General features: G+C 69.3%; 23 protein-coding genes and 5 pseudogenes. 14 read left to right on the forward strand and 14 right to left on the reverse strand.

The window, feature by feature from the left end; all coding sequences use genetic code 11:
* Positions 1-555 precede the first annotated feature (555 nt).
* Positions 556-982 (reverse strand): annotated as a pseudogene (locus HC031_RS28535) (amino acid permease); the annotation flags it as partial.
* Positions 983-1,133: 151 nt separating this feature from the next.
* On the opposite strand from HC031_RS28535, the gene HC031_RS28540 reads away from it, so the two are divergent.
* Both HC031_RS28540 and HC031_RS28545 read left to right on the forward strand, forming a co-directional pair.
* Positions 1,134-1,904 carry an arsenate reductase/protein-tyrosine-phosphatase family protein gene (locus tag HC031_RS28540; RefSeq protein ID WP_240943157.1) on the forward strand — a complete coding sequence of 257 codons (771 nt, stop codon included), beginning with the start codon at positions 1,134-1,136 and terminating at the stop codon, positions 1,902-1,904.
* 15 nt (positions 1,905-1,919) lie between these two features.
* Positions 1,920-2,315 carry a VOC family protein gene (locus HC031_RS28545; RefSeq protein ID WP_167928554.1) on the forward strand — a complete coding sequence of 132 codons (396 nt, stop codon included), beginning with the start codon at positions 1,920-1,922 and terminating at the stop codon, positions 2,313-2,315.
* 120 nt (positions 2,316-2,435) lie between these two features.
* Here HC031_RS28545 and HC031_RS33600 read toward each other — a convergent pair whose 3' ends face one another.
* From HC031_RS33600 to HC031_RS34915, 5 genes and pseudogenes are all read right to left on the reverse strand, one after another.
* Positions 2,436-3,389 carry an integrase core domain-containing protein gene (locus HC031_RS33600; protein WP_338090877.1) on the reverse strand — a complete coding sequence of 318 codons (954 nt, stop codon included), beginning with the start codon at positions 3,387-3,389 and terminating at the stop codon, positions 2,436-2,438.
* A 238-nt stretch (positions 3,390-3,627) separates the two neighbouring features.
* Positions 3,628-5,157, reverse strand: a complete 1,530-nt coding sequence (locus tag HC031_RS28555) for a molybdopterin-dependent oxidoreductase (protein ID WP_338090878.1) — start codon at positions 5,155-5,157, stop codon at positions 3,628-3,630.
* A 334-nt stretch (positions 5,158-5,491) separates the two neighbouring features.
* A pseudogene (locus tag HC031_RS28560) lies at positions 5,492-5,653 on the reverse strand (IS110 family transposase); the annotation flags it as partial.
* 228 nt (positions 5,654-5,881) lie between these two features.
* Complete coding sequence (locus tag HC031_RS34910) at positions 5,882-6,106, reverse strand: 50S ribosomal protein L36 (protein ID WP_420813692.1); 225 nt, start codon at positions 6,104-6,106, stop codon at positions 5,882-5,884.
* Positions 6,107-6,159: 53 nt separating this feature from the next.
* A pseudogene (locus HC031_RS34915) lies at positions 6,160-6,258 on the reverse strand (IS6 family transposase); the annotation flags it as partial.
* Positions 6,259-6,546: 288 nt separating this feature from the next.
* Between HC031_RS34915 and HC031_RS28575 the strand changes: the two are divergent.
* The 4 genes and pseudogenes from HC031_RS28575 (at position 6,547) to HC031_RS28585 (ending at position 9,854) form a co-directional block, all read left to right on the forward strand.
* Entirely contained in the window at positions 6,547-6,969 is a 423-nt protein-coding gene (locus HC031_RS28575) for a GNAT family N-acetyltransferase (RefSeq protein WP_167928556.1), read from the forward strand.
* A gap of 22 nt (positions 6,970-6,991) precedes the next feature.
* Positions 6,992-7,090, forward strand: a pseudogene (locus HC031_RS34920) (site-specific DNA-methyltransferase); the annotation flags it as partial.
* 229 nt (positions 7,091-7,319) lie between these two features.
* Positions 7,320-8,078, forward strand: a complete 759-nt coding sequence (locus HC031_RS28580; protein ID WP_167928557.1) for a maleylpyruvate isomerase N-terminal domain-containing protein — start codon at positions 7,320-7,322, stop codon at positions 8,076-8,078.
* A 102-nt stretch (positions 8,079-8,180) separates the two neighbouring features.
* Positions 8,181-9,854: a DUF885 domain-containing protein gene (locus HC031_RS28585; protein ID WP_167928558.1), complete on the forward strand. Its 1,674-nt coding sequence runs from the start codon at positions 8,181-8,183 to the stop codon at positions 9,852-9,854.
* Positions 9,855-9,938: 84 nt separating this feature from the next.
* Here HC031_RS28585 and HC031_RS28590 read toward each other — a convergent pair whose 3' ends face one another.
* From HC031_RS28590 to HC031_RS28625, 8 genes are all read right to left on the reverse strand, one after another.
* On the reverse strand, positions 9,939-10,238 hold the full coding sequence (locus HC031_RS28590) for a ribosomal protein L7/L12 (RefSeq protein ID WP_205863361.1): 300 nt from the start codon (positions 10,236-10,238) through the stop codon (positions 9,939-9,941).
* Positions 10,239-10,269: 31 nt separating this feature from the next.
* A complete protein-coding gene (locus HC031_RS28595; RefSeq protein ID WP_167928560.1) occupies positions 10,270-10,539 on the reverse strand; it encodes a hypothetical protein in 270 nt (89 codons plus the stop codon).
* A gap of 141 nt (positions 10,540-10,680) precedes the next feature.
* Positions 10,681-10,866: a hypothetical protein gene (locus tag HC031_RS28600; RefSeq protein ID WP_167928561.1), complete on the reverse strand. Its 186-nt coding sequence runs from the start codon at positions 10,864-10,866 to the stop codon at positions 10,681-10,683.
* Positions 10,867-11,043: 177 nt separating this feature from the next.
* The gene (locus tag HC031_RS28605) at positions 11,044-11,550 is read right to left on the reverse strand and encodes a hypothetical protein (RefSeq protein WP_167928562.1); all 507 of its coding nucleotides are present in this window, start codon (positions 11,548-11,550) and stop codon (positions 11,044-11,046) included.
* Positions 11,551-11,710: 160 nt separating this feature from the next.
* Positions 11,711-13,348 (reverse strand): GMC family oxidoreductase, encoded by a 1,638-nt coding sequence (locus HC031_RS28610; RefSeq protein WP_167928563.1) that lies wholly within the window; start codon positions 13,346-13,348, stop codon positions 11,711-11,713.
* Between the two features lie 100 nt (positions 13,349-13,448).
* On the reverse strand, positions 13,449-14,930 hold the full coding sequence (locus HC031_RS28615) for an amino acid permease (protein WP_205863362.1): 1,482 nt from the start codon (positions 14,928-14,930) through the stop codon (positions 13,449-13,451).
* Positions 14,931-15,536: 606 nt separating this feature from the next.
* Positions 15,537-15,776 carry an integrase core domain-containing protein gene (locus HC031_RS34125; RefSeq protein ID WP_338090880.1) on the reverse strand — a complete coding sequence of 80 codons (240 nt, stop codon included), beginning with the start codon at positions 15,774-15,776 and terminating at the stop codon, positions 15,537-15,539.
* A gap of 25 nt (positions 15,777-15,801) precedes the next feature.
* Positions 15,802-16,542 (reverse strand): IclR family transcriptional regulator, encoded by a 741-nt coding sequence (locus tag HC031_RS28625; RefSeq protein ID WP_240943152.1) that lies wholly within the window; start codon positions 16,540-16,542, stop codon positions 15,802-15,804.
* Between the two features lie 126 nt (positions 16,543-16,668).
* Here HC031_RS28625 and HC031_RS28630 point away from each other — a divergent pair, with 126 nt between their 5' ends.
* From HC031_RS28630 to HC031_RS28665, 8 genes and pseudogenes are all read left to right on the forward strand, one after another.
* Complete coding sequence (locus HC031_RS28630) at positions 16,669-17,316, forward strand: ABC transporter permease (protein ID WP_167928565.1); 648 nt, start codon at positions 16,669-16,671, stop codon at positions 17,314-17,316.
* A gap of 49 nt (positions 17,317-17,365) precedes the next feature.
* Positions 17,366-18,241 (forward strand): annotated as a pseudogene (locus HC031_RS28635) (ABC transporter ATP-binding protein); the annotation flags it as partial.
* Between the two features lie 86 nt (positions 18,242-18,327).
* Positions 18,328-19,107 (forward strand): ABC transporter permease, encoded by a 780-nt coding sequence (locus HC031_RS28640; RefSeq protein ID WP_167928567.1) that lies wholly within the window; start codon positions 18,328-18,330, stop codon positions 19,105-19,107.
* A gap of 32 nt (positions 19,108-19,139) precedes the next feature.
* Entirely contained in the window at positions 19,140-20,114 is a 975-nt protein-coding gene (locus HC031_RS28645) for a glycine betaine ABC transporter substrate-binding protein (RefSeq protein ID WP_167928568.1), read from the forward strand.
* A 2-nt stretch (positions 20,115-20,116) separates the two neighbouring features.
* Positions 20,117-20,626 (forward strand): formaldehyde-activating enzyme, encoded by a 510-nt coding sequence (gene fae / locus HC031_RS28650; RefSeq protein WP_167928595.1) that lies wholly within the window; start codon positions 20,117-20,119, stop codon positions 20,624-20,626.
* Entirely contained in the window at positions 20,623-21,732 is a 1,110-nt protein-coding gene (locus HC031_RS28655) for a mandelate racemase/muconate lactonizing enzyme family protein (protein ID WP_167928569.1), read from the forward strand. Before fae ends, HC031_RS28655 begins: the two co-directional genes overlap by 4 nt.
* Positions 21,733-21,746: 14 nt before the next feature.
* Complete coding sequence (locus HC031_RS28660) at positions 21,747-23,243, forward strand: aldehyde dehydrogenase family protein (protein WP_167928570.1); 1,497 nt, start codon at positions 21,747-21,749, stop codon at positions 23,241-23,243.
* Positions 23,240-24,154 (forward strand): NAD(P)-binding domain-containing protein, encoded by a 915-nt coding sequence (locus HC031_RS28665; protein ID WP_167928571.1) that lies wholly within the window; start codon positions 23,240-23,242, stop codon positions 24,152-24,154. Before HC031_RS28660 ends, HC031_RS28665 begins: the two co-directional genes overlap by 4 nt.
* Position 24,155 lies beyond the last annotated feature (1 nt).

Below are 24,155 nucleotides of genomic sequence, written 5' to 3' on the forward strand. Positions count from 1 at the left end.
CGCGGCGGCCTCGGCCGGCGTGTACAGCAACTGGCCGTCCTCCCCGGTCGATGACGGCGCGGCCAGTGCGGAAGCGTCGAGAGGCTGCCGCTGGGCCGCCGGTCGGGGGCAGACGGCGGTGCTGATCGGAATGAGCGGTAGACACAAGGGACTCCTTGACGAAGGTCCGGCCGTGCGCGGCCGGAAATGGTTGGAAACAAACGTGCCCGGCACCGCCAGAAGCGGTGCCGGGCATAAGAACCGACTACAAATATCGAACAGGCGAGCTTTCGTTGACGGCTGTCATCAGCCGAACGCCAACATAGACAGCAGATGGCGCAGGATGCCGAGCGTGCAGCACGTTCACCCGTTGTCTGCTCGTGCTACCAACGGCCGGCGGAAGATCGCAGCCTCGACTTCCGCGTCGAACTGACCGAACTGCTGCTCACGGCTCCTGAGGCGGAAAAGCGCAGCGGGTGCACCGCCACCGAACTCGACCACGCCCGCGCGCTGCTCGCCCTCGCCGGCGGCGGCCGCGCCCGCCGCACCGAGATCGACCTGCTACAGACCACCGTCGACCGGCACGCGGGTCAGCAGCACGGTCTTGGTCACGCCGCGGTAGTTGAGCGCGGCCAGGGCCACCACGCATGCCACCGCCATGGCGCGTTGCGCCCACCATGGGCCGGGTACCGCATAGGAGGCGAACGTGAGCGCCATTGCCGCGCACGAAGCGGTCTTGCCCACCACGAAGCCCCAGCCGGCCGTGAAGCGCCACCAATGCCCGAGGCGCTCGCGCCCGTAGATGTACGTGCCGCCGGAGGTCGGGTACACCGCCGCCAGCTGCGCGGAGGCCACCGCGTTGCAGTAGGCGATCACCGTCGCGATCAGCAGGCCGCTACCGGCCGTGCGAGCCGCCGGACCGAACGCGGCGAATACGCCAGCTCCGATCATCGATCCCAGCCCGATCAGCACCGCGTCGGCGGTGCCCCAACCGCCGGGCCAGGTGGCCCGTGGCGGCCGATGCGGCCCGGTCCGGGGCCGGTATGTCGCGGGGCTGCCGCTCGGACTCAATTGCCCGCCTCCGCACCACTCAGCCATTCCATCAAATCAGCTTGATGCATCATCTCCGTTTGATGTATCTTCCGAGTGTGGTGATGTCGAGTCAAGCCGCCCCGGCGTTCGTGCGCTTGGCCGCCCATCCGCTGCGGTGGCGGCTGCTAAGCGAACTCGCAGTCGGCGACTACCGGGTCCGGGAGCTGGTGACGCTGGTGGGTGAGCCGCAGAACCTGGTCTCCTATCACCTGCGGCTGCTGCGTGACGGCGGGCTGGTCACCGCTGTGCGCAGCAGCTTTGACGGCCGCGACAGCTACTACCACCTGGACCTGGATCGCTGCGCGGACGCGCTGGCCGAAACCGGCGCCGCGCTGCACCCGGCGCTGCGCCGGGAACCCGCTGCGCCGCCCGTACCCCCGGTGGACCTGTGGCGCTCACCCCGCCTCGGCGTGCTGTTCGTCTGTACCGGTAACAGCGCCCGCTCACCCATCGCCGAGGCCCTGCTTCGTCACCGCGCCAACGGCCAGGTCGAGGTTGCAAGCGCCGGCAGCCGGCCCAAGCCCCACCTGCACCCCAATGCGATACGGGTGCTGAACGACGAGTTCAGCCTCGACATCACCGCCCAGCGCCCCCGGCACTGGGACACGATGACCGGTCGCCGGTTCGACTACGTGATCAGCCTGTGCGACAAGGCCCGCGAGGTCTGCCCCGACTTCCCGGACCAGCCGCGGCGGGTGCACTGGAGCATCCCCGATCCCGCCGCGGCCGGCGACACCGACCGGGCCAGCTATCCCGCCTTCCAGCACGTCGCAGCCGACATCAACGCCCGCATCAGGCAGCTGCTGCCCGTTCTCAGCGCCACCCGATCCTGAAGGAGAGAGTCAGCCATGACTGCGCCCGACCAGTACGCCAGTGTTCGCTACCTCGTTGATGACGTCCAAGCGGCTATCGACTTCTACACCATCCATCTCGGCTTCACCCTGAACACGAGCGCCGCGCCCGCCTTCGCCGACGTCGTACGCGGCCCGCTACGGCTACTGCTGTCCGGACCAGCCAGCTCCGGCGCCCGCGCCACCCCCAGCGACGCCGCCACCCCCGGCCGCAACCGGATCCACCTCACCGTCGACGACCTCGACGCCGAGATCAGCCAGCTGCGCGGCGCCGGGTTGTCGTTTCGCAGCGACGTGGTCGCCGGCCCCGGTGGACGCCAAATCCTGCTGACCGACCCGGCCGGCAACCTCATCGAACTGTTCCAGTCCGCTCATCGGGCGGCCGCACCCTGACCAGGATCCCCACCACGAGCGGCATCGGCTTCGGAGCGGCCCGATGACGGCGCTCGGCCGAGTACCACACCAAGTCTGCCAGCTCGCCGGCCGCGAGCCCTGTGGGTGCCAGATAGTCAGTCACATCAGGCGACCTGCGAATACTCGCCGATCAGACCGCCGAGACGATCGCGCCGCACGACCCGCCGGCCAGCTACGGCCGTCGGTGGTGACGCTGGTTCGAGCGGCGGTGCCTGTGCCAACGAAACGGTGTGGGCGGTGCGAGTTGTAATGATCGACGTATTCGATCAGCACCGACTGCAGGTGGCGACGCCCGACGACGAGCATCCGGTCGAGCAGCTCACGACGTGCGGTCCCGATCCAGCGCTCGGCGTACGCGTTGGCGCGTGGCGCCCGCACCGGTGTGGTGAGGACGTCGATCCCCGCGGCGGCGAAGACCGCGTCGAACGCGGCGGTGAACTTCGTGTCACGGTCCCGGATCACGAACCGGAACCGCTCAGCTTGCTCACCAAGGTCAATGAGCAGGTTACGGACCTGCTGGGTCACCCACTCCCCCACTGAATGTGGGGTGACGCCGAGCAGATGGACCCGCCGGCTACCCATCTCGATCATGAACAGGACATACAGCCGGCGCAGCACCACGGTAACGACGCTGAAGAAGTCCACCGCCAGGACACCCTGTGCCTGGGCCCGCAGGAGCTGCCGCCAGGTCACCGCCGACCGGGTCGGCGCCGAGTCGACTCCGGACCGCTTCAGGATGGCCCAGACGGTACTGGCCCCGACCCGGTAGCCCAGCCGGCGCAGTTCGCCGTGGATCCTCCGGTAACCCCAGGTCGAGTTCTCCCGCGCCAGCCGCAACACCAGGCTGCGGATCTCGGCTGCCACCGGTGGCCGGCCGCGTCGACTCGGATACGTCCACCGCCTGCGAACCAGGTCGCAATGCCAGCGCAGCAGCGTGGCCGGCCGCACGAACAACCCGCCCCGCAGCCGATCGGGCAGCAGCCGCGCCAGGCCCGCCAGTATCGCCCGATCGGCCCAATCCGCTCGCGGCCGCGCCACCTGTCGCCGCAGCACCGTCACCTCGTGTCGCAGTGACCCGACCGGACGGGGCCGGGCCAAGTGGGCGGTGCGCTGGAAGCCCGCCCTCAACGCCTTCGCGATCACCTTCGAAGGCCGTATCGTTCCGAGTACCACCAATTGAGAGCGCCGGATTAGTTACACCGAAGATCGGACAGTCCCCATCGACATGCTTGTCTCGGCCCTCCGGGACGCCGGCTCACACCATCTGCGAACAGTTCTAGTGCGGTACAAGTCAGGCGACAGTGACCTCGACGTTGTGCCAGCCGGTCGCACCGTCCGGCGCCGGCGACGCTTCGTCCTCAGGCTGGGTCTGGCCCCCGTTGTCCGTCGCGCGTACCCACAGCCGGTGCCTGCCGGGCTTGGCGTCCCATTGCCAGTTCCATTGCCGCCAGGTGTCGATCGACGGCACCGCACCGAGGGACGCCTCCCGCCAGGGGCCGTCGTCGACCCGCACCTCGACCTTGCCGACACCACGGTGCTGCGCCCACGCTACCCCGGCGACGACCACCGGCCCCGGCTTGCGGGTCGCGCCGTCCAGCGGGGTGTCGATGCGGGACTCGGTCTTGATGGGTGCCTGCCGCGCCCAGCCACGCCGCACCCAGTACGCGTCGAAGTCCTTGAAGCTACTCAGTTCCCACTCGGCCAGCCACTTCGTGGCCGAGACGTATCCGTAGAGCCCGGGCACCACCATCCGGACCGGGAAACCGTGCGCCACCGGTAGCGGCTGGCCGTTCATACCCACCGCGAGCATGGCGTCCCGGCCGTCGCGCAGAAGCGCCGTCGGCGTGCCCGCGGTGAAGCCGTCCACGGAGCGGCTGACCAACTGGTCCGCCCCGTCGAGCGGCTCCACCTCGTCGAGCAGATCCTTGATCGGTACGCCCAGCCAGCGCGCGTTGCTGATCAGGTTGCCGCCGACCTCGTTGGAGACGCAGGCCAGCGTGATGTACCGCTCGATCATCGGTCGCGCGAGCAACTGCTGGTACGTGAGGGTCAACGGGTTGCGCACCCGGCCGTGGATACGCAACCGCCAGCTAGCCGGGTCGACCTCCGGCGCGCTCAGAGCAGTATCGATCCGGTAGAAGTCACGCACGTCGGTAACGAACGGGGCGAGGTCCCTGACCCGAAAATCGACCGCGGCCGGCAGCGCCACCGCGGGGCTCGCCGGGACCGGCAGGGTCACCGCCGCCCGCGCCACCGAGAGGTTACGGCGGGCGGCCAGCCACCGACCGCCGACGCCGGCGACCAGGCCGACGCCGAGCGCGCCGCCGGCGAACTGAAGAAATCTCCGCCGCCCCGCCGGGTCGTCGGCCGCCGTGGCGCCGACCCGCCCGGCACCGGCAACGAGCCGGCCGCGCAGCACCGTGAGCACCCCCATGCCGGCCAGCGCGCCGATCACCGAAGGCAGGGCGTAGACCCAGGAGGCACCGTGCCGGGTCACCGCCGCGACGGCGCCGACCACGCCGAGCAGCGCCACGCCGGCCAGCCCGTAGCGCAGCCGCCGCACCACGAGGATCCCCACGACGGCGGCGAACACAGCGACCAGCAGACCGGTGCCGACCAGGAGCGCGAGCTTGTCATGGGTGTAGAAGGCGCGTACCGCGAACTCCTTGACCGATGCAGGCACGGTGTCGACGACCACACCACCGACGGCGACCAGCGGCGCTGAGCGGGCCCCGGTCAGGACCGCGAGCGGTTCGGCCACTCCGAGCGCGACGGCGGCCGCCGCCAGACCGGCCAGGGCTCCGTACCGACGTGTTTTCACAAAACAAGTGTGGTCAGTCCGTCGCCGGCGAGAAAGCTCGGTAATAGATCCTTAATATCTGCGGGCGGAACCCGGTCAGCAACCGGGGCCGTACTGGTGGCCGTGGCTCCATGGCACGCCTACTCGGTGGCAGCGGCTACGTGACCGGTAGCTCGCGTGACAGGACAGCAAGTGTGGGGTAATGGTTCGTGTCGCCCCTCCCACTCGGACCCCCAGGTGAAGCGTCACTGCCGAGCCGCCGGCATGGCTCTCCGGCAGATCCGCCAGCCCCCGCCCAACCACTCGAATGATCTTCAACTGCCGGAGTTCCTAGGTTTACTCACGCCGCCGTGGCCTAATCCGATCGTGACCGTTTGGGCTGGTAGGACTGGTTGTCGCGGATGCAGGCCCAGAGCACGTCGACGCGGCGTCTGGACAGGGCCGCGGCGGCCTGGCGGTGGGTCTTGCCTTGGGCGCGTTTTCGGTCGTAGTAGGCCCGGGAGGTTGGGCAGGCGCGCAGGCCGACGGCCGCGCACCAGGAGCCCGCCGGGTAGGCACCGGCCAGCAGCGAGACCGCCGTCGCCTTGACCGCCACCAGGCACACATCGACCGGCCTGGCAAGCCGCGGCGCTGCCCGTGCGGGTACGTGGAACTCGCCGAACTGCGCGCTACGCACACTGAGTCCACCCGAGTTCAACGCCACCGCAGCCTCAAGCCTGCGCCCTCCCGCTGTCACGCGGCGATGTCAGCCTTGGCGGCTATTCCAGCGCGGGTTGGCGCGGTTGACCACACGCATCCGGCCACGGCGACGCACCACCACCGAACCCGGCTTGCGCTTCAACGCTCGTAGCGAGCTGCGAACCTTCATCACTGCCTCTTTCCGGTTCGACGTCTGGCCTCCCAGCCGTCGCGGCATCGACAACGCTGCGGACCCCGCCATGATTCCCCAGACGACGAGCCTCTCTGACATCCCCGACAACGCGCCCGCCGCGGTCCAGCCGTCGGGCGCGGGAACTGTCCGGGCTCGATCCCGCGTTCGAGCAGCAGTTCCTCGACGTCTCGGTAGAACAGGCCGTAGGGCAGGTGCCACCGGACCGCGGCGACGATCACTTCGGCCGGGAACCGGAACCTGGTGAACGCCGACTTCGGCGGCAGCCAGGGACGTGGCCGGGTCGACAGCTTCACCGGTCAAGCCTGCCGCGATCTTGCAAACGCTCAGTGCAACAGTGCCTGTCTGCCTCAGCTGAGGTAAGACGGCGCAGGTTGTCGGCACTAACAGGGCATGACACTTCTTTCACCGGGCGACCCGTTCCCGAGCCTTGAGCTGAACCTTGTCGGTGGTGGCACGCTGACCGTGCCCGACGCTCTGCAGGACCGCGGCGGGTCCCGTACTCGCCTAGACTCCGCCGGATGATCGTGCGGATTGCTGGCGCGGCGGATGTGGCGGCGCTCGCGGAGCTGCGGGGCATCGAACCGGACAAGCTCGCGGCGTACGCCGACTGGGTGGCCGCCCATGTGGGAACGCACCTGCCGTTCGTCGCCGAGGTCGACGGGTACGTGGTCGGCTCCGCCTGGCTGCTCGTCGCGGAACGGGTGCCCGGCAACGAGTCGCTGGACCGGCGGTACGGCGACGTCCAGTCGGTCATGGTCCGCGAGGAGTACCGCAACCAGGGCATCGGCGCCGCGCTGATGGCCGCGATCCTGGCCGAGGCCCGTACCCGGGACCTGTTGCACGTGACCGTCCACTCCGGCCGCCGCGCGGTCGACTTCTACCTGCGCAACGGCTTCAGCCACCACCGCCAGCTCCTGCTCTGGGAACCGGCCGCTCCCTGATCGAACCGGTCGATCGAGTGGCCCGCCGTCGTTCTTCCAGCTACAGCAGGTGCGCCGGGCCCGCGCGGCCGGCACCCCGATACACCTGATCGCGCACGAAGACGTCCTCGTGTTCGTCAAGGACCCGAAGTCCGTGAGTTCCTGCGAGCTCAAGTGTTCTCACGCTGAACTGCAGTCCTGTGCGCCCTCATCCTCGTATACGGACGCGTCGGTTCATGGGAAAACCGAGGGTCGAGCGGCATGAGTGCTGGGCACGGGTATACGCGGACCACCCTGCGCTCCGGAGAGCCAGACTGGCGCGGATCCGTACCGGGTAGCGCGACGTGATCTTTCTATGTTTATGTACTGGCGTGGATACGTCGCGGCTACTCGACTGCTTGGCTGCTGAGGCTGTCCGACTCCGCACCGCCGCGGCCCGAGGCCTGACCTCGCCAGTGCCGACTTGCCCCGGCTGGACGGTCGAGGACCTGGTCCGCCACGTTGCGAACCTCTACCTGAACGTCGTTGTACGGCGGCTACGAATGCCAGCGGACACGCCGAAACAGGATCTCGCGGAGGAAGATCCACTGGCGGCGTTTGACCGCGGCTACGCCGCGATGATGGACGAGTTCTCCGCCCGCCGTCCCGAAGATCACGTAGGTCAGCTACCGCACGAGACGGTGCGGTACTGGGTGCGGCGAATGGTGCACGAGACCGCCATCCACCGGTTGGATGCCGAACTGGCCTTCACTGAAGCGGTCTCGCCCATACCGTCGGATCAAGCCATCGACGGCGTTGACGAGATGCTGACGGGTTTTCTCGGTGAGCTCACCCGCCTGTTCCCCGAAGAGTTTGCGGCCGACCTCAGTGACTGGGCGGATCGCTGGGCGCTGGTGTCGGCCGGCGACGCGGCCTGGCGGATCACGGTGCGACCGGATAGCGCCGAGGTCACGAGGATCGAGGGTCACGGTGTCGACGGCGGTGCTGCCGCGCGCATCTCGGGGAAGCCGGCGGCGATGCTGCGTTCGCTGTACAACCGGGGCGGTGCAGGCGAGGTGACCACCGACGGCAACGGTGCGCTCATCGCTCAGTTGAGACGCTTGCTGACCGCCGTCACAAACACGACCTGACAGGTTCGATACTCAGAAACCGCTCCGGGAGCGGGAGTGCGGTCGTCACCGGTCGGGGTGGGGGAACCACAGAGCGGGCGGCGACAACGGGAAGGGGATCCGATGACCGAACTCACCGCGCTCAGTGACGACCTGCTCGAGGCGCAGTGGGAGGCCCACCCGATCTGGGCCACGCTGATGGGGATCCGCGGGCATGACCATGAGATGCCCGACTACAGCGAGGCCGGCGACGAGCGGCGCCGCGCCCGGATGGGCGGGATTGCTGCCCGGGCGGCCGCGCTGGACCCGGCCGGGCAGGACCCGCAGGAGCGGATCACCCGGGCGGTGCTGCTGCGTGCGATCCAGGACGAGCGTTCCGACGTCGAGGTGCGGGCGGTGGAGTACACCGTGGTCGACTCCTTCATCGCCCCGGTCGCCCAGCTACTGATCAGGATGTCCCGTATCGCCCTCACCGACCGCGCCGTCGTCGAGGGCTACCTGGCCCGGCTGGCCGCGATCCCGGCCGTGCTGGAGGCGCTCGCGCAGCGGCATCGGGCTGGCATCATCGCCGGCCGACTTCCGGTCCGCTCGCTGGTCGACGACACCGTGGCGTTCATCGACCGGTACCTGGCCCACCCCGAGCGCGATCCGCTGCGCCAACCGGCACCGACCCCGGAGTCGGGGGTGGACGTCGCCGGGTTCGACGCCGAGCGGGAGCGGCTGCTGGCCGAACGGGTCCACCCGGCGTACGCCCGGTACCGCGAGGCGCTGGTCGGTGAGGTGGCGCCCCGGTCGCGCCCCGACGACCGGCCGGGGCTGTGCTGGCTGCCGGGCGGGGAGGAGTTCTACGCCGCGCTGTGCCGGCGGCACACCACCACCGACCGGAACACCGACGACCTGCACCACACCGGGCTGGACCTGATTGCCCGACTGGACCGGGAGTACGCCGAGATCGGCGCCCGTGCCCTCGGCGAGCGCGACCCGGCGCTGGTGCGTCGCCTGCTGCGCGAGGACCCGGCGCTGCGCTGGAAGGACGCCGACGCGCTACTGGCGCACGCCCGGTCCACCATCGCCCGGGCCGAGGCGGCGGCACCGGGCTGGTTCGGCCGGCTGCCCAGCCGCGGCTGTCAGGTGCGGCCGGTCCCGGACGACGAGGCTCCCGGCGCGGCCGGCGCGTACTACATGCCCCCGGCGCTGGACGGCAGCCGGTCCGGCGTCTACTACGCCAACACCTACGGCGTCGGCGAGCGTCACCGGTACGTCAGCGAGGCGACCGCGTTCCACGAGGCGGTCCCCGGCCACCACTTCCAGCTGACGATCGCCCAGGAGCTGACCGGACTGCCGCTGCTGCGCCGGATGTACCAGTCGACCGCGTACTGCGAGGGCTGGGGCCTCTACACCGAGCGGCTGGCCGACGAGATGGGCCTGTACTCCGACGACCTGTCCCGGCTGGGCATGCTGACGCTGGACTCGATGCGGGCGGCCCGGCTGGTGGTCGACACCGGGCTGCACGCGTACGGCTGGAGCCGCGAGCGCGCGGCGGCCTACCTACGCGAGAACACGGTGATGGCGGAGGTCGACATCGAGTCGGAAACCGACCGGTACATCGCCGCCCCGGGGCAGGCTCCGGCGTACATGGTGGGCCGGCTGGAGATCCAGCGGCTGCGGACGGAGGCGACGGCACGGCTCGGTGACCGGTTCGACATCCGGGCCTTCCACGACACGGTACTGGGCAACGGTGCGCTCCCGCTGGACGTGCTGGCCGATGTGGTGACCTCCTGGGTCGAGGCTGGGTGAACGGCGGCGGCATGGCCGCTCCGCTGGCGCCACAGGCTGACCAGCCACGTGATCACTTCCGTTTGCGGCGGGTGGCTTGCCTTCTCAAAGGCCACGAGTCTTCGCCATCTCCTCGACCGCGTCCTTGGCTTCCTTGAGACTGGCACCGGTCAGATCACGGTAGGCCTTGATGGCCTGGATCTTTTCCCCCCGATCGAGACGACTTTCCACCTCGGGCATGTTCGCCTCGGCCTCGACAACACCGAGGTGATCCATCACCGCCTGCAGCTTGCGTTCGATCTTCGCTAGACGCGCGGACATGTCCGCTTGCTTCGTGGAACGCGAGGTTGACACCCCCAGCATCACCAGCGCAGCGAACAGCACAATCGTCAACACATAGCCCATACCAACATTGAAACGCATCGACGCTATGAGCTCACGCGGTCTCCGGTCGGGAACTGTAGGCCAGCCGGATGATCTCGAGTTCGGCGGCGACGTGGTCGACCCAGGTGTTCGTGTGGTGACGGCTGCTGCGCGCGCTGAGGTCGTAGCAGGATGCCTGCCTGACCTTGAACCGCCGGCCGTCGGTGAGGACCAGCACCGGGGCACGCACCGGGATCAGGCCGAAGTCGGTCTCCGTGTCGTCACCGACCACCTTAGAGATCCGCTCCCATCGCACGATCGCGGTCCACAACAGTCCATTCAAGATCAGTCCCTCCGGGGTGGCGACCGCCCTCATCACCGCTACGCGGATGCAGACGTACAGCGTCAGCAGTGCGAACAGCCCGAACCCGACCGTCGCCCCGGTCGATGCCGTCGCCCCGACGCCCGGTGAGGAGACCGGTGCTCAGCCCTCGAGACCGGCCTCGCACCTGCGCTGCCATTGCTGCTCCTGCCGGGCTGCGAGCAGCCACGGCCCGAGGAGCGCAACCCCGGCAAGACAGACCAGCGCCAACCCGACGCCGAGCACTCCCAGCAGGATCAACCAACCGCGGCGCCCGTCGCCTCGGACATCGGTGGTCTGGTCCGGCACATCGCAGACACTACCGGCCCAGCGAGTCAGTCCGGCCACCACGGTGTTCTTCGATGGCCTACCGCATATCTCTATGCGGCGAGCCGTCCTGCCCCTCGTACGGGTTGGGTGGCCGCAGATAATCGGTCGCCCTACACGGCCCGCGGGTATTGGCCGGCATCACGCCCGAGGGTCGGATCATCGGTGGCGTTGATGGGCCTTCCAGCGGCGCCGCATGTCCTCGTAGGCCGCCTCAGCGGCCCGCGGAGCGCCCGAGGGAAGCCCGAACAGAGCGCGTACCTGCCAGGGCGAGACGGAACCGTACAGTTGCAGGCATGGGATCGTCTCGAACGTCCGTTCCCCACAGTGGATACGCACGTACCAGCGCCTCACAGACCGAACCAGTTCCATCGCGGTCACCTCGGACCACTGCATGCGGTACTGGCGCAGGATCCAGTACTGCGTCACCCCGGCATCGTCGACCACGGTGCGCATCCGCCAGCTGAGCACGACGAAAGCCTGCGCGCCACCGAAGAACGCCAGCGCCACCAGTACCGCCATCAGTGACCGGTAGCTCGGGTGCGTCACCGCATGGACGAGCACGACCCCGACGAAGGACAGCAGGACGGGACTGACCACGACCGTGAAGGCCAGCCAGGGTCGATGTCGATAGCTACGCGATGCCCTCTGATCACCTTCGGCCACGACCCCATGATCCCGTACGGCGGCCACCAAGATCGGACCGATCCGGTCGCACCATGGCCCGAACACCAGCCCTCCCCAGAACCTTGGGGCCAGCCATCGGCCGTGGACGCAGGTTGACCGGCACCCACCGGATCTGGAGTTATGACACGGATGACTACCCCTACAGCGTCCTAGGATATTCATGCGGGTGGTCCAACACGGCGGGCTGGGCGAGCCCACACGACATCACGCTCATCGTGTGAGTACTCCCCGGTGCCCGGCCGCGCACCAGATCGGCGGCCTTTTCAGCGATCATGATCGTCGGGGCGTTGGTGTTGCCGCGCACCACCGTCGGCATGACCGAGGCGTCCACCACCCGCAGGCCGGCCACCCCGTGCACCCGAAGCTCGGCGTCCACGACCGGTCCGATGGCGCAGGTGCCTGCCGGATGGTAGAGGGTGTGTGCGGTACGCCGGATGTGGTGAATGATGTCATCCTCGCGGTCCGATGCCGGGGCGCGCAGCGGTTCGCCCCGATGCGGCGCCAGCGCCGGCTGCCCGGCGATGTCCAGGAGCGTCCGTACCGCGCGGACCATCGTCACGAGGTCCTCGGCGGTGGTCAGGTAGTTGTGCAGGATGCGCGGCTTGGCTGTCGGCAACGCCGAGCGAAGCGACACTCGCCCGCGGCTGGTGGGGCGCAGTTGGCAGGCACCGGCGATGAAGGCGTCCTCGTCGGCCGCTGCCAGCCCATCGTCGAGGAAGGCCACCGGCGTGGCGTGGACCTGGAAGTCGGGTGCGGACAGGTCGTCCTGGCTTCGGAAGAAGCCACCGGCCTCGCCGATGTTGGAGGTGAGCGGCCCGCGTCCCTCGCGGATGAACAGTTCCAGGTTCTCGGCGCTCTCGGCCGTCCGTAGCGTGGGCGTGCCGGTGCGGTAGGCCAGCGGCACGTGGACGTGGTCCTGCAGGTTCTCCCCTACCGGCAGGTCGATACGGGGTGCGATGCCGTGGCGGCGCAGTTCGTCGGCCGGTCCGATGCCGGACAGCATCAGAAGCTGCGGGGAGTTGTAGGCCCCGGCCGATACCAGCACTTCCCGGGCGGCCCGAAGTTCCGACCGCGCTCCGCCGCGCTCCACCTCGACGCCGACCGCCCGGTCGCCGTCGAACAGAAGCCGGGTCGCCACCGCGTCGGTGATGACCCATAGGTTGGGTCGGCTCAGCGCCGGGCGCAGGTACGCGTCCGCTGTGCTCCAGCGCCGCCCGTCGCGCTGGGTGAGCTGGTAGAAACCGACGCCGTCCTGGGCGGGGCCGTTGAAGTCGTCGGTGTGCGGGTGGCCGGCCTGTTCGGCCGCGGCGACCCAGGCCTGCATGATCGGGTGCTGCGAGCGGCCGTCGCTGACGCGCAGTGGACCGCCGGTGGCGTGCCAGGCGTTCGCCCCGCGCTCGTTGTCCTCAGCACGGAGGAAGTACGGCAGCACGTCCTCCCAACCCCAGCCGACCGCGCCGAGCGCACGCCACTCCTCGTAGTCGGCGGCATTACCTCGAATGTAGATCATGGCGTTCACCGACGAGCAGCCACCAAGCATCCGGCCCCGGGGCAGGTACTTGCGCCGCTCGTCGAGGCCGGGCTCGGGCTCGCTCAGGTACGCCCAGTCCCACGACGTCTGCATCAGCTTGCCGAACGCGGCCGGGATGTGGATCTCCTCGGCGGAGTCCGGCGGCCCCGCCTCGATCAGCGCCACCCGTACCTCCGGGTCCTCGCTGAGCCGGGCGGCGAGCACGCAGCCGGCCGAACCGGCACCGATGATCACGTAGTCGTACATGGAACACCTCCTGGGAACGACGGCGGACGGATCGGCCACGGTGGACGGTGCGAGGCCGGGATGCGCGATGGCCGGCCGCAGTGGCTGTCGGCCATGCTCATCAGGCCTCCTGGTGTGCTGTGGACGCCGGGGTGACGGCATCATTGCGAGAACCTATGCCGAGCTCCGCGGTCAGCATCGTGCCAATGCGCCGGGCAAGCCCGGGCGCGGCGAACACGATAACCAGGCCCGCCGCACACCAGGCGAACGCGACGAACGGTGAGGCGAGCAGGCTGTTCTGGCCTTTGACGTTGTAGTAGAAGACAGCGACGATGACGCCGATGCCCAACAGCGGCACCACGGTCTCGTAGCGCGGAATGGTGACCCGGCCGGTCGCGATGAAGCGGATGACGCCAACCTGGACCAGAAGATAAGCGAACATCAGGCAGACCGCGCCGCTGACAGCGAAGTAGAAGTACGAGTCCAAAGCGGCGCTCCCGGTTCCGATCCGTGGCCGCCCGGTCGCCCACGACACGATGTCGACGACGGCGGTGACAGCGAGCACCGCCCACAGGGCGTTACGCGGGCTGTCGTGCCGTGGATCCAGCTCCGCCAACCGCTTCGGCCCAAACCCGTCGCGGGCCAAGGCGTAGATCATCCGGCTCGCGGTCGCGGCGGCGGACAGGTGCGACGCGAACGCCGACATCACGGAGGTGAACAGGATCACCAGCGCGAACCACAGACCCACGTACCGGCCGCCGAGCGTGCCCAGGGTGTTGCCCGAGTTCTTGAACGCCTCTAGGCCGTTGCCGTCGGTGCCGAAACCGATGGTCTGGACGAACATGACGCCGACGAACAACGCCGACGTCAGCAGTACCGCTCCGCCCAGCGCCCGCGGAATGTTACGGCGTGGGTCGTCGGTCTCCTCACCGAGAACCGCGCATGCCTCGAATCCTGCCCAGGACAGGAACGCCGCGACCACGGCACCCATGACGGCCTGCAAGCTCGTACCGGACACCGTGAACGCCGAGAAGTCGATGCCCGTGGAGGGTGCGCCGCCGGTGCCGAGGATGACGAAGGCGAGCACGACCATGAAGACGACGCCGATGCCTTCGATCGCCAGCAGAACACGGGCGACGATCTTCGTGTCGCGGGTGTTGAGAACGCCCGACAGCACGAGACCGACGACGACAGTCACTCCCCAGGAGAGCTGGAAGGGTTGCGCGCTATGCGGCTGGGCGGCGGCCAGCAGGGCGTTGGTGAAGGCGCCGAGGGCCGCGAGTGTGCAGACGGAAAAGAACAGGTACGTACCCAACAACGCGAAGCCGGCGAAGAACCCGGCACGCGGACCGACGGTCGCACCGACAAGCGCGTATGCGCTGCCCGAGTGGTTGTAGTAACGGGTGAGCCGGACGAACCCGTAGGCAACGAGGGCCACGCCGACGCAGCCGAGCACGAACACCAGCGGAACGGCCTTGCCGACCGCGTCGATCACGCCCTGGCCGTTGCCGGCCATGGCGAGCGTCGGGCCCATCAGCCCCAGAGAGAGCGCAAGCGCTTCCCAGAGCCGCAGCGTGCGACGATGCTTGGAGACTGCGGTCACGACTCGCTCCTAGCGGGGTCACCAGGGTCAGCGGCGGTCATACCGACCGGACGAAGCGCAGACGCAGCTCATCACCGCGATGCGACGGGACCGCAAGTAGTAGGTGCCGGATCCTCACCGCTCACCCTCCACACCGCTGGCAATACCAATCGATGCGCCGACAGCAGGGTAACGAATCCCCGCGCCACCATCGAGCTGTCAGGACACCCAGACGTCATCCGGGGCAGTGAATGAACGTACTCACGCCGGCGACTCACCTCACGGCGCGATCACGGTGATCGCGTATTCCGGTGAAGCCCGCGCCTGCTCGTACCGCCTGAGAGCCCGGTTGTTGCCGCGCTCCACCTGGAGATATCTGATCGGTCTGATGAACTCCGGCCCCACCGTGTGATGCCGCGGAGCTGGCAATAATGTGGTGTCGCCGTCAGCGCGACCGACTCCGCTTCTTGCCTGATTGTGCAGCGCCGGCCTGTTGCGTGCCGTCGAACCCGGCCAACGCCCTGCCTGTACCGCACCAAATATCGATGCTGTGCCCTGACCTCGAGTCTCGTGGATCAGGTCAGGCCGCCCTGCGGTACTCGTTGATCACGCGCCGAGGACCCGCCGTCACCGTACCGGGGCATCGGTCGGGACGACGATGACCGGTTCACCGTTCGGTGGGCGTTGGGCGAGACTCTGGTGCGGACGGTGTCCATTGAAGTGGGCCGCGTATTCGTCAAGGACCGCTTGGGCGTGCCGCTCGTTGTAGACCAGAATCCGGTCGGTGCACTCGGTGCACTCGGTGCACTCGGTGCACTCGGTGCGGACGCTGCGGACGAACCGGATCGTGAGGCGGGAGAGGCGGATCTTGACGCGAGAGAGGTGCGGATCGTCAGGCCATCAGGCGGACGTGACCGAACTCGGCGGCCAACTCCCGGGCGACGCTCAACGTGAGCCGGCCCGCCTCGTCCAGCCGCTTGCCGAGCCGGCCCTTCGGCGCGGACACGTTGATCGCCGCGACGATCTGACCACGGAAGTCGCGTACCGGCGCGGAGACCCCGACGACGCCGTCCTCGAACTCCTCGTCGACGGCCGCGTAACCGCGCTTGCGGATCCCGGCGACCTCGCGGAGCAGGTCGTCGGCCGTGTGCACCCGCGGACGCGGGCCGGGGTGCAGGTCGGCCGGTTCGGCGAGCAGGCTGCGGAGCGCCTCGGGCGGCCAGTCCGAGACGAGGACCCGGCCGGCCGAGGTCAGGGGCGCCGGGACGCTGACGCCTTCCCAGCCCAGGGCGCGGAACGCGTGCGACGGTGACACCGACAGCAGGGTCAGGACGGCCGAGCCGCGCAGCACGCACAGGTGTGTGGTCTCGTTGAGCACGGCGACCAGCCGGCGCAGGTAGGGCACAGCCGCCCGGACCAGGTGCGCCTCGACCGTACGGGCGGCCAGGGCGTAGACGCGCCAGCCCAGCCGGTACTCGAGCGTGTCCGGATCCCGCTCGACCATGCCTTCGGCCTCCAGCGCGCGCAGTGCCCGCGACATCTGGCTCTTCTCCCGGCCGAGTGACTCCGCGATCCGGCTGACCCCGAGACCCGGCGCGCCCTGTGCGGTCGCCAGCAATTCGAGGATCTCCATGTCTCGGCGCAGGCCGGCCGACGGGGCCGAAGATCGCGATGTCGTTGCAGCTGCCGCAACAGGTGTTGCATCCATGCAGATCATCGTCCTACGGTTCCGTCATTCCTTCAACAGGCGAGGTCAACGATGTCGCTCACCGAGTACATCCAGACGCGCTGGGACCTTCTGTCACAGGCGGCCATGAACCACGTACTGGTCGTCGCCCTGTCGGTCGGCATCGCCACGGTGATCGGCGTCGGCGTCGGGGTGCTCACGTACAACCGGCCGCGCCTGTCCGGTATCGCCATCGGCGCGTCCAGCGGGTTCCTGACGATCCCGTCGTTCGCTTTGCTGGGCCTGTTCATCCCGATTCTGGGTCTCGGGTGGACGTCCACGGTGGTCGCGCTGGTCGGGTACTCGATGTTGCCCATCGTCCGGAACACCGTGGTGGGCCTGCGCGGCGTGGACGCCGCGATGGTCGAGGCCGGGCGCGGCATCGGGATGAGCGCTGCCGGCGTGATGCTGCGCATCCAGCTTCCGCTGGCCTGGCCGGTGATCCTCACCGGCATCCGGGTCTCCACCCAGATGATCATCGGTATCGCGGCCATCGCCGCATACGTCGCCGGGCCCGGGCTGGGCAACCAGATCTTCGACGGGCTGGCGCGACTCGGTTCGGTCAACGCGTTGAACGCCGCTCTCGCCGGCACCCTCGGCGTGGTCGTCCTCGCGCTGCTCTTCGACCTCTTCTATCTCGTGATCCGTCACCTCACCACGTCGAGGGGGCTCCGTGTCTGACGACAACGCTGACGACCACGCCGACAGCAGCGGCACCACCGGCGAGCGCATCGAACTCGTCGGCCTCACCAAGCGGTACCCGGGCCAGGCCGAGCCGGCCGTGGAGAACGTGGACCTGGACGTGGCAGCCGGTGAGCTTGTCGTCTTCGTCGGACCGTCCGGCTGCGGCAAGACCACCACCATGAAGATGATCAACCGGTTGATCGAGCCCACTTCCGGCTCCATCCGCATCGACGGCCGCGACGTCCTGGCCATGCAGCCCGACCAGCTACGCCGGCACATCGGGTACGTCATCCAGCAGATCGGCCTGTTTCCGCACATGACGATCGCCCAGAACATCGGCATTGTGCCGAACCTGCTCAAGTGGCCGAAGAAGAAGGTCGCCGAGCGGGTCGACCACCTGCTTCACCTCGTCGGGCTGGACCCGACCGTGCACGCCCGCCGGTACCCGCGCCAACTGTCCGGTGGACAGCAGCAGCGCATCGGCGTCGCCCGGGCCCTCGCAGCCGACCCGCCGGTGATGCTGATGGACGAGCCGTTCGGCGCCACCGACCCGATCACCCGGCTCCGCCTGCAGGACGAGTTCCTGCGCCTGCAGCGGGAGCTACGCAAGACGATCATCTTCGTCACGCACGACTTCGAGGAAGCGATCAAACTCGGCGACCGGATCGCGGTGCTGCGGGAACGCTCGCACATCGCCCAGTACGACACCCCCGCCAACATCCTCGCCCGGCCTGCGGACGAGTACGTGGCGAGCTTCGTGGGCGGCGACGCGACGCTCAAGCGGCTCGCGCTGCACACCGTCGGCGAAATCGACGGCGAACCCGGCGCACCGGCGGACCTCCCGGGCGTGGCACCGACGGCGACGCTACGCGAAGCACTCGACGTCATGGTCGCCCGCGGCAGCGACCGGATCTCGGTCGACGGCACCGTCGTCACGTTCGCCCAGTTGTCGGCCGCCGTGCGCGCCGCCGACGCGGTCGACCGGCAGCAGACCACTGCGGGGCACTGATGGCCACCGACACCTTCACCAGCGCCTTTCCCACCGTCGCCCGGCGGCGCGCCGGCGCGCCCCGGATCTTCCGCCACGTCGGGCTGCCACTCGGCGTGGCGGTGACGCTGCTCCTGCTGTACCTGTGGGTGTCCAGCCGCACGCTGGACAGCATCGAACGCCGCACCCTCAACGCGGAGTACCTGCGCTCCCGTACCCTCGAACACCTCACGCTGACCGGGTTCGCGACGCTGCTCGTCGTCGTGATCGCCATCCCGCTCGGGATCCTGCTGTCCCGGCCGCGGGCCCGGTGGGTCAGCCCGGCCGTGCTGGGCCTGGCGAACCTCGGGCAGGCCACGCCCGCGATCGGGCTGCTGGTGCTGCTGACCATCAAGCTCGGCGTCGGATTCCGGGTCGCGATGATCGGCCTGGTCGCGTACGCCGTCCTGCCGGTGCTGCGCAACACCCTCGTCGGCATCCAGCAGGTCGATCCGGCGCTGATCGAGGCCGCGCGCGGTATGGGGATGACCCGCTGGCAGGTGCTGCGCCGGATCGAACTCAAGCTCGCCGTGCCGGTCATCCTGGCCGGCCTGCGCACCGCGCTGGTGCTGTCGGTCGGGGTCGCGACGCTCGCGACGTTCGTCAACGCCGGCGGCCTCGGCGACATCATCGTCAACGGAATCAAGCTCCAGCGCACGCCCGTCCTCGTGACGGGAAGCGTGCTCACCGCCTGCATCGCCTTCATCGTCGACTGGATCGGCAGCCTCGCCGAGGACGTCCTGCGGCCACGCGGCGTCTGACCCTCACCGCACTATCCAGAAAGGACATACGGATGCGCTTATCAGCCGCGTCACGCGCCACCCGAGCCGCGGTGTCCGGCGCCGCGACCATCGCGGCCGTCGCCGCCCTCGCCGCGTGCGGCAACGACAGCACGCAGGCCAACCAGGGCAGCCTCGGGCAGGAGCTCAAGGGCGCCAAGTTCACCGTCGGCTCCAAGGACTTCTCCGAGTCGATCATCCTCGGCCAGATCACCATGCAGCTTCTGTCCGGGCACGGAGCGACGGTCATCGACAAGACCAACATCAAGGGCTCCACGAACACGCGTACCGCCCTGATGTCCGGCGACATCGACATGTACTGGGAGTACACCGGCACCGGATGGATCACCTATCTCAAGAAGACCACCCCGATCCCGGACCCGAAGCAGCAGTACGACGCGGTGGCCAAGGAGGACCTGTCTGCCAACAAGGTGGTCTGGGGCGCCCCGGCGCCGCTCAACAACACGTACGCCTTCGCCATCCGCAAGGAGAAGGCCTCCGAACTGGGGGTCAAGACCCTCTCCGACCTGAAGCAGTTGGTGAGCAGCAAGCCTGACCAGGCGACGTTCTGCATCGAGAGCGAGTTCTCCACCCGCGACGACGGCTGGCCCGGACTGCAGAAGGCCTACGGCATCGACGTACCGAAGAACAACGTCAAGCTGCTCGACACCGGCGTCATCTACACCGAGACCAAGAAGGGCCAGACGTGCAACTTCGGGGAGGTCTTCGCGACCGACGGGCGGATCGCCTCGCTCGGCCTGACCGTCCTCGACGATGACAAGAAGTTCTTCCCGGTCTACAACGCGGCACTGACCCTGCGCCAGGACACCGACCAGAAGTACCAGGACATCCGCAAAATCATCGACCCGGTCGCGGCGAAGCTGACCAACGAGGTCATGCAGCAGCTCAACGCGAAGGTGGACGCCGACGGGCAGGAGCCGTCCAAGGTCGCCAAGGATTGGCTGACCTCCCAGGGGTTCCTCAAGTGACCATGCAGATCGGCGAGAGCTTCATCGGTACGGGGCCGTCGGCGGCGCACGTCAACACCGTGCTCGGCGACCGCTCCGGCCCGGCGGGGGCGGCGTGGGCAACCGCCCTCGCCACCCCCACCGCCGGACACGCGCCGTTCGTCGCGGTCCTCCAGCCCGGCGTACCGACCCGGCCGCCGACCCTGTTCGTCAACAAGGCCACCGTCGCCGGAGCCGCACACGCCAACCTGACCTGGGGTCCGGCGCAGGCCGGCATCGCCGCCGGTGTCATGGACGCGGTCACCGCCGGCGTGATCGACCGCGAGCGGGTCGACGACCTCGTCGTGATCGCCGCGGTGTGGGTCGATCCGCAGGCCGGCCCGGACGACGCCGACGCCGTCTACCGCAACAACCGCCTCGCCACCGCCCGCGCGTTGCAGGCCGGCGCCCACGGTAGGCCCACGGTGGACGAGGCGCTGGCCGCCGCCGAGGAGCCCGCCAACCCGTTCTACACCGCGCCAGGGGGATCATGAAAATCACCGGGATCGGCCTGGACCGGATGCGCCTTCCGCTGGACCCGGCGTTCAACGCCGCCTGGGACCCGGTGCCACGCACCTCCTTCGACGCGACGCTGGTCACCGTGCGGACCGACGAGGGTGTGGTCGGTTACGGGTCGGGCGACACGATGGACGGATTCGAGGCGTACGAGCACCTGTTCCTCGGCCGCGATCCGCTCGCGATCGTCAACCACGTCAAGACCCTGGAGACGGTCAACTTCCACGCCGGCCGGTACTGGCCCCTCGAAGCGGCCCTGTGGGACATCATCGGCAAGGTCTGCGGCCAGCCGGTCGCGACCCTGTTCGGCGGCGCCACCACCCGGCTGCCCGCGTACGCGTCCTTCGGCGAGCTGAAACCACCGCGGGCCCGGGCGGAGGCGGCGGTGGCCGCCCGGGAGGCCGGGTTCCGGGCGATGAAGATCCGCATCGCCCGGGAACGGCTCGACGAGGGGCTGGCGGCTGTGCGGGCGACCCGCGAGGCCGTCGGCGACGACGTCGACATCATGGTCGACCTCAACCAGCTGTGGCGGATGGCCGGCGACATCGACGCGGCGCTCGACCTCGTGTCGGTACGGAAACTGGCCGACAGTCTCGCCGAGCTCGGCGTGCTGTGGCTGGAGGAGCCGCTGCCGCAGCACGACGTCCCGGGCATGCGGATGATCCGGGCGCACACCGGCATCCGGGTGGCCGGCGGCGAGATGGTACGCACGATGCCGGAACTGCTGCACCTCCTCGAGGGCGACGCGCTCGACGTGTACCAGCCGGACGTGGTGCTCTCGGTGGGGATGCTGCGCGCCCGCACCATCGCCGAACTGGCCCTGGCCAAGCACCGCTGGTTCACGCCGCACACCTGGAGCAACGGCCTCGGCATCCTGGCCAACCTGCATGTCGTCGCCGGCGTAGGCGGTGGTCCCTACGTCGAGTACCCGTACGACCCGCCCGGCTGGACCGCCCAGCGGCGCGACTTCTTCCTGGCCGAACCGGTCCAGGTGGACGCCGACGGCTACCTCGACGTTCCCCGGACTCCGGGCCTGGGCGCCGACATCGACCTCGACTCCGTTCGCACATTCGCTCTGACCTGAAAGGTTCGTCCACTGTGTCCAGCTACGAGCAGTGGCTGCAGCGCGCGGCCACGGTCGCGCCCAGTACCGGCCTCTACATCGACGGGTCGTTCGTCGACGCGGCGGACGGCGCGACGTTCGTGACGACCAGCCCGCGCGACGGCACCGACCTGGCGTGGGTCGCGGCCGCCGGCGAAGCTGACGTGGACCGCGCGGTACGGGCCGCGCGGACGGCGTTCGACGACGGGCGCTGGGCCGGTGCCAGCCCACGCCACCGCAAGAAGGTCCTGCTGCGGCTGGCCGACCTGATGCGCGAGCACCACGAGGAACTGGCGCTGCTGGAGACCCTCGACGCCGGGCACCCGATCGGCGAGTCCCTGCGGGTGGACGTGCCCGGCGCCGCGAACTGCATCCAGTGGTACGCCGAGGCCGTCGACAAGCGGTACGACGAGATCGCTCCGACCGGTCCGGACGCGCTCGCCCTGGTCACCTGCGAGCCGCTGGGCGTGGTCGGCGCGGTCGTACCGTGGAACTACCCGCTGATCATTACGTCGTGGAAGCTCGGCCCGGCCCTGGCGATGGGCAATTCCGTGGTCCTCAAGCCCGCCGAGCAGTCGTCGCTGTCCGCGCTACTGCTGGCCGAACTGGCAAGCGAGGCCGGGCTGCCCGACGGGGTGCTCAACGTGGTGCCCGGGCTGGGTCCCGTCGCCGGCGCGGCGCTGGGCCTGCACCCGGACGTCGACAAGATCGCCTTCACCGGCTCGGTCGAGGTCGGCCGGGCGTTCCTGGACTACGCCGCCCGGTCCAACGGCAAGCAGATCGCGCTGGAACTCGGCGGCAAGTCGCCGCAGGTGGTGCTCGCCGACGCCCCCGACCTCACCGCGGCCGCCTCCGCCGTCGCCTGGGGCATCTTCTACAACGCCGGGCAGACCTGCAACGCCGGTTCGCGGTTGCTGGTCGACCGGCGCGTCGCCGACGACCTGCTCACCGAGGTGGTGAAGGTGGCCACGTCGATCCAGGTCGGCGACCCGCTCGACCCCGACACGCAGATGGGCCCGGTGGTCGACTCGGGCCAGCTCGACCGGGTGCTCGGCTACATCCAGCTCGGCCGCGACGAGGGTGCCGAGGTGCTCACCGGCGGCGGCCGGATCCGCGAGGACTCCGGCGGCACGTTCGTGGCGCCGACCGTACTGTCTGAAGTAGACAACAAGGCGAGGGTGGCCCAGGAGGAGATCTTCGGTCCGGTCCTGACCTCCGTCACCGTGTCCGGCGAGCAGGAAGCGGTGCGGCTGGCCAACCAGACCCGGTATGGGCTGGCCGCCAGCGTCTGGACCCGTGACCTCGGCACCGCGCACCGGGTCTCCCGGGCACTGCGCGCGGGCACGGTCTGGGTCAACACCTTCGACGCCAGCGACGTGATCACGCCGTTCGGCGGGTTCAAGGACTCCGGCTCCGGCCGGGACAAGTCGCTGCACGCGCTGGACGCCTACTCGGCGCTGAAGACCACGTGGATCAACCTGGAGCAGTCGTGAAGATCGGTTTCATCGGCCTGGGCAACATGGGCGGCCCCATGAGCCTCAACCTGCTCGCCGCCGGATACGACGTCGCCGTGCACGACGTACGGCGGGAGGCGGCCGCCGAGCACGAGCGGCGGGGCGCGGTCTGGGCGGCGACCCCGGCCGGCGCCGGGCACGGCCGGGACGCGGTCATCACGATGCTGCCCACGCCGCGCCACGTCGAGACGGTGCTCCTCGGCCCCGCTGGGCTGCTCGACGCACTGGCCCCCGGGTCGGTGTGGGTGGACATGTCCACGTCGGTACCGGAGGTGGCCGACCGGGTCCGGGCACGGGCTGCGGATCGAGGCGTGGAGGTGCTCGACGCTCCCGTCTCCGGCATGGCACACGGCGCCCGTACCGGCAGCCTGCAGATCTTCGTGGGCGGCGACGAGGCGACGTACCGGCGGGTGCGGCCGGTGTTCGAGGTCCTGGGCGACCCCGAGCGCATCATGCGGGTCGGCGGGCACGGTGCCGGGTACACCGTGAAGCTGATGATCAACCTGCTGTGGTTTTCGCACCTGGTCGCCACGACCGAGGTCCTCACCATCGGCACCCGGGCCGGCGTCGACCTCGCGGTGCTGCGCGCCGCGCTGCTGGCCAGCCCCGCCGCCAGCAACTTCCTCGACCGCGACGTCCTGTCGGTGCTGGCCCACGGCGACTATGACGACTCGTTCGCCATGGCGCTGGCCTGCAAGGATCTCGGGCTCGCGGTCGACCTCGCCGGCGCCGTCGGGGTGCCGGCCGAACTGTCCGCCCTCGTCGAGCAGGTGTACCGGCGGGCCCGCGCCGCGTACGGCGACCTCGCCGGCGAGATGAGCCCGGTACGTCTGTGGGAGGACCTCACCGGCACTCCCCTGCGCCTGCCCGTACCCGTTCTCCAGGAGTGAC

Source organism: Planosporangium thailandense, assembly GCF_011947195.1.
In the GTDB taxonomy this organism is placed as follows: domain Bacteria; phylum Actinomycetota; class Actinomycetes; order Mycobacteriales; family Micromonosporaceae; genus Planosporangium; species Planosporangium thailandense.

Excerpts from the sequence above, each read along its gene's own strand:
- HC031_RS28645 (WP_167928568.1), top strand. The coding sequence starts at position 19,140 with ATGCGCTTATCAGCCGCGTCACGCGCCACCCGAGCCGCGGTGTCCGGC.
- HC031_RS28610 (WP_167928563.1), bottom strand. The coding sequence starts at position 13,348 with ATGTACGACTACGTGATCATCGGTGCCGGTTCGGCCGGCTGCGTGCTC.
- HC031_RS28545 (WP_167928554.1), top strand. The coding sequence starts at position 1,920 with ATGACTGCGCCCGACCAGTACGCCAGTGTTCGCTACCTCGTTGATGAC.
- HC031_RS28585 (WP_167928558.1), top strand. The coding sequence starts at position 8,181 with ATGACCGAACTCACCGCGCTCAGTGACGACCTGCTCGAGGCGCAGTGG.
- HC031_RS28590 (WP_205863361.1), bottom strand. The coding sequence starts at position 10,238 with ATGGGCTATGTGTTGACGATTGTGCTGTTCGCTGCGCTGGTGATGCTG.
- HC031_RS28575 (WP_167928556.1), top strand. The coding sequence starts at position 6,547 with ATGATCGTGCGGATTGCTGGCGCGGCGGATGTGGCGGCGCTCGCGGAG.
- HC031_RS28655 (WP_167928569.1), top strand. The coding sequence starts at position 20,623 with ATGAAAATCACCGGGATCGGCCTGGACCGGATGCGCCTTCCGCTGGAC.
- HC031_RS34910 (WP_420813692.1), bottom strand. The coding sequence starts at position 6,106 with ATGTCAGAGAGGCTCGTCGTCTGGGGAATCATGGCGGGGTCCGCAGCG.
- HC031_RS28540 (WP_240943157.1), top strand. The coding sequence starts at position 1,134 with ATGTCGAGTCAAGCCGCCCCGGCGTTCGTGCGCTTGGCCGCCCATCCG.
- HC031_RS28625 (WP_240943152.1), bottom strand. The coding sequence starts at position 16,542 with ATGGAGATCCTCGAATTGCTGGCGACCGCACAGGGCGCGCCGGGTCTC.
- HC031_RS28630 (WP_167928565.1), top strand. The coding sequence starts at position 16,669 with ATGTCGCTCACCGAGTACATCCAGACGCGCTGGGACCTTCTGTCACAG.
- HC031_RS28640 (WP_167928567.1), top strand. The coding sequence starts at position 18,328 with ATGGCCACCGACACCTTCACCAGCGCCTTTCCCACCGTCGCCCGGCGG.
- fae (WP_167928595.1), top strand. The coding sequence starts at position 20,117 with ATGCAGATCGGCGAGAGCTTCATCGGTACGGGGCCGTCGGCGGCGCAC.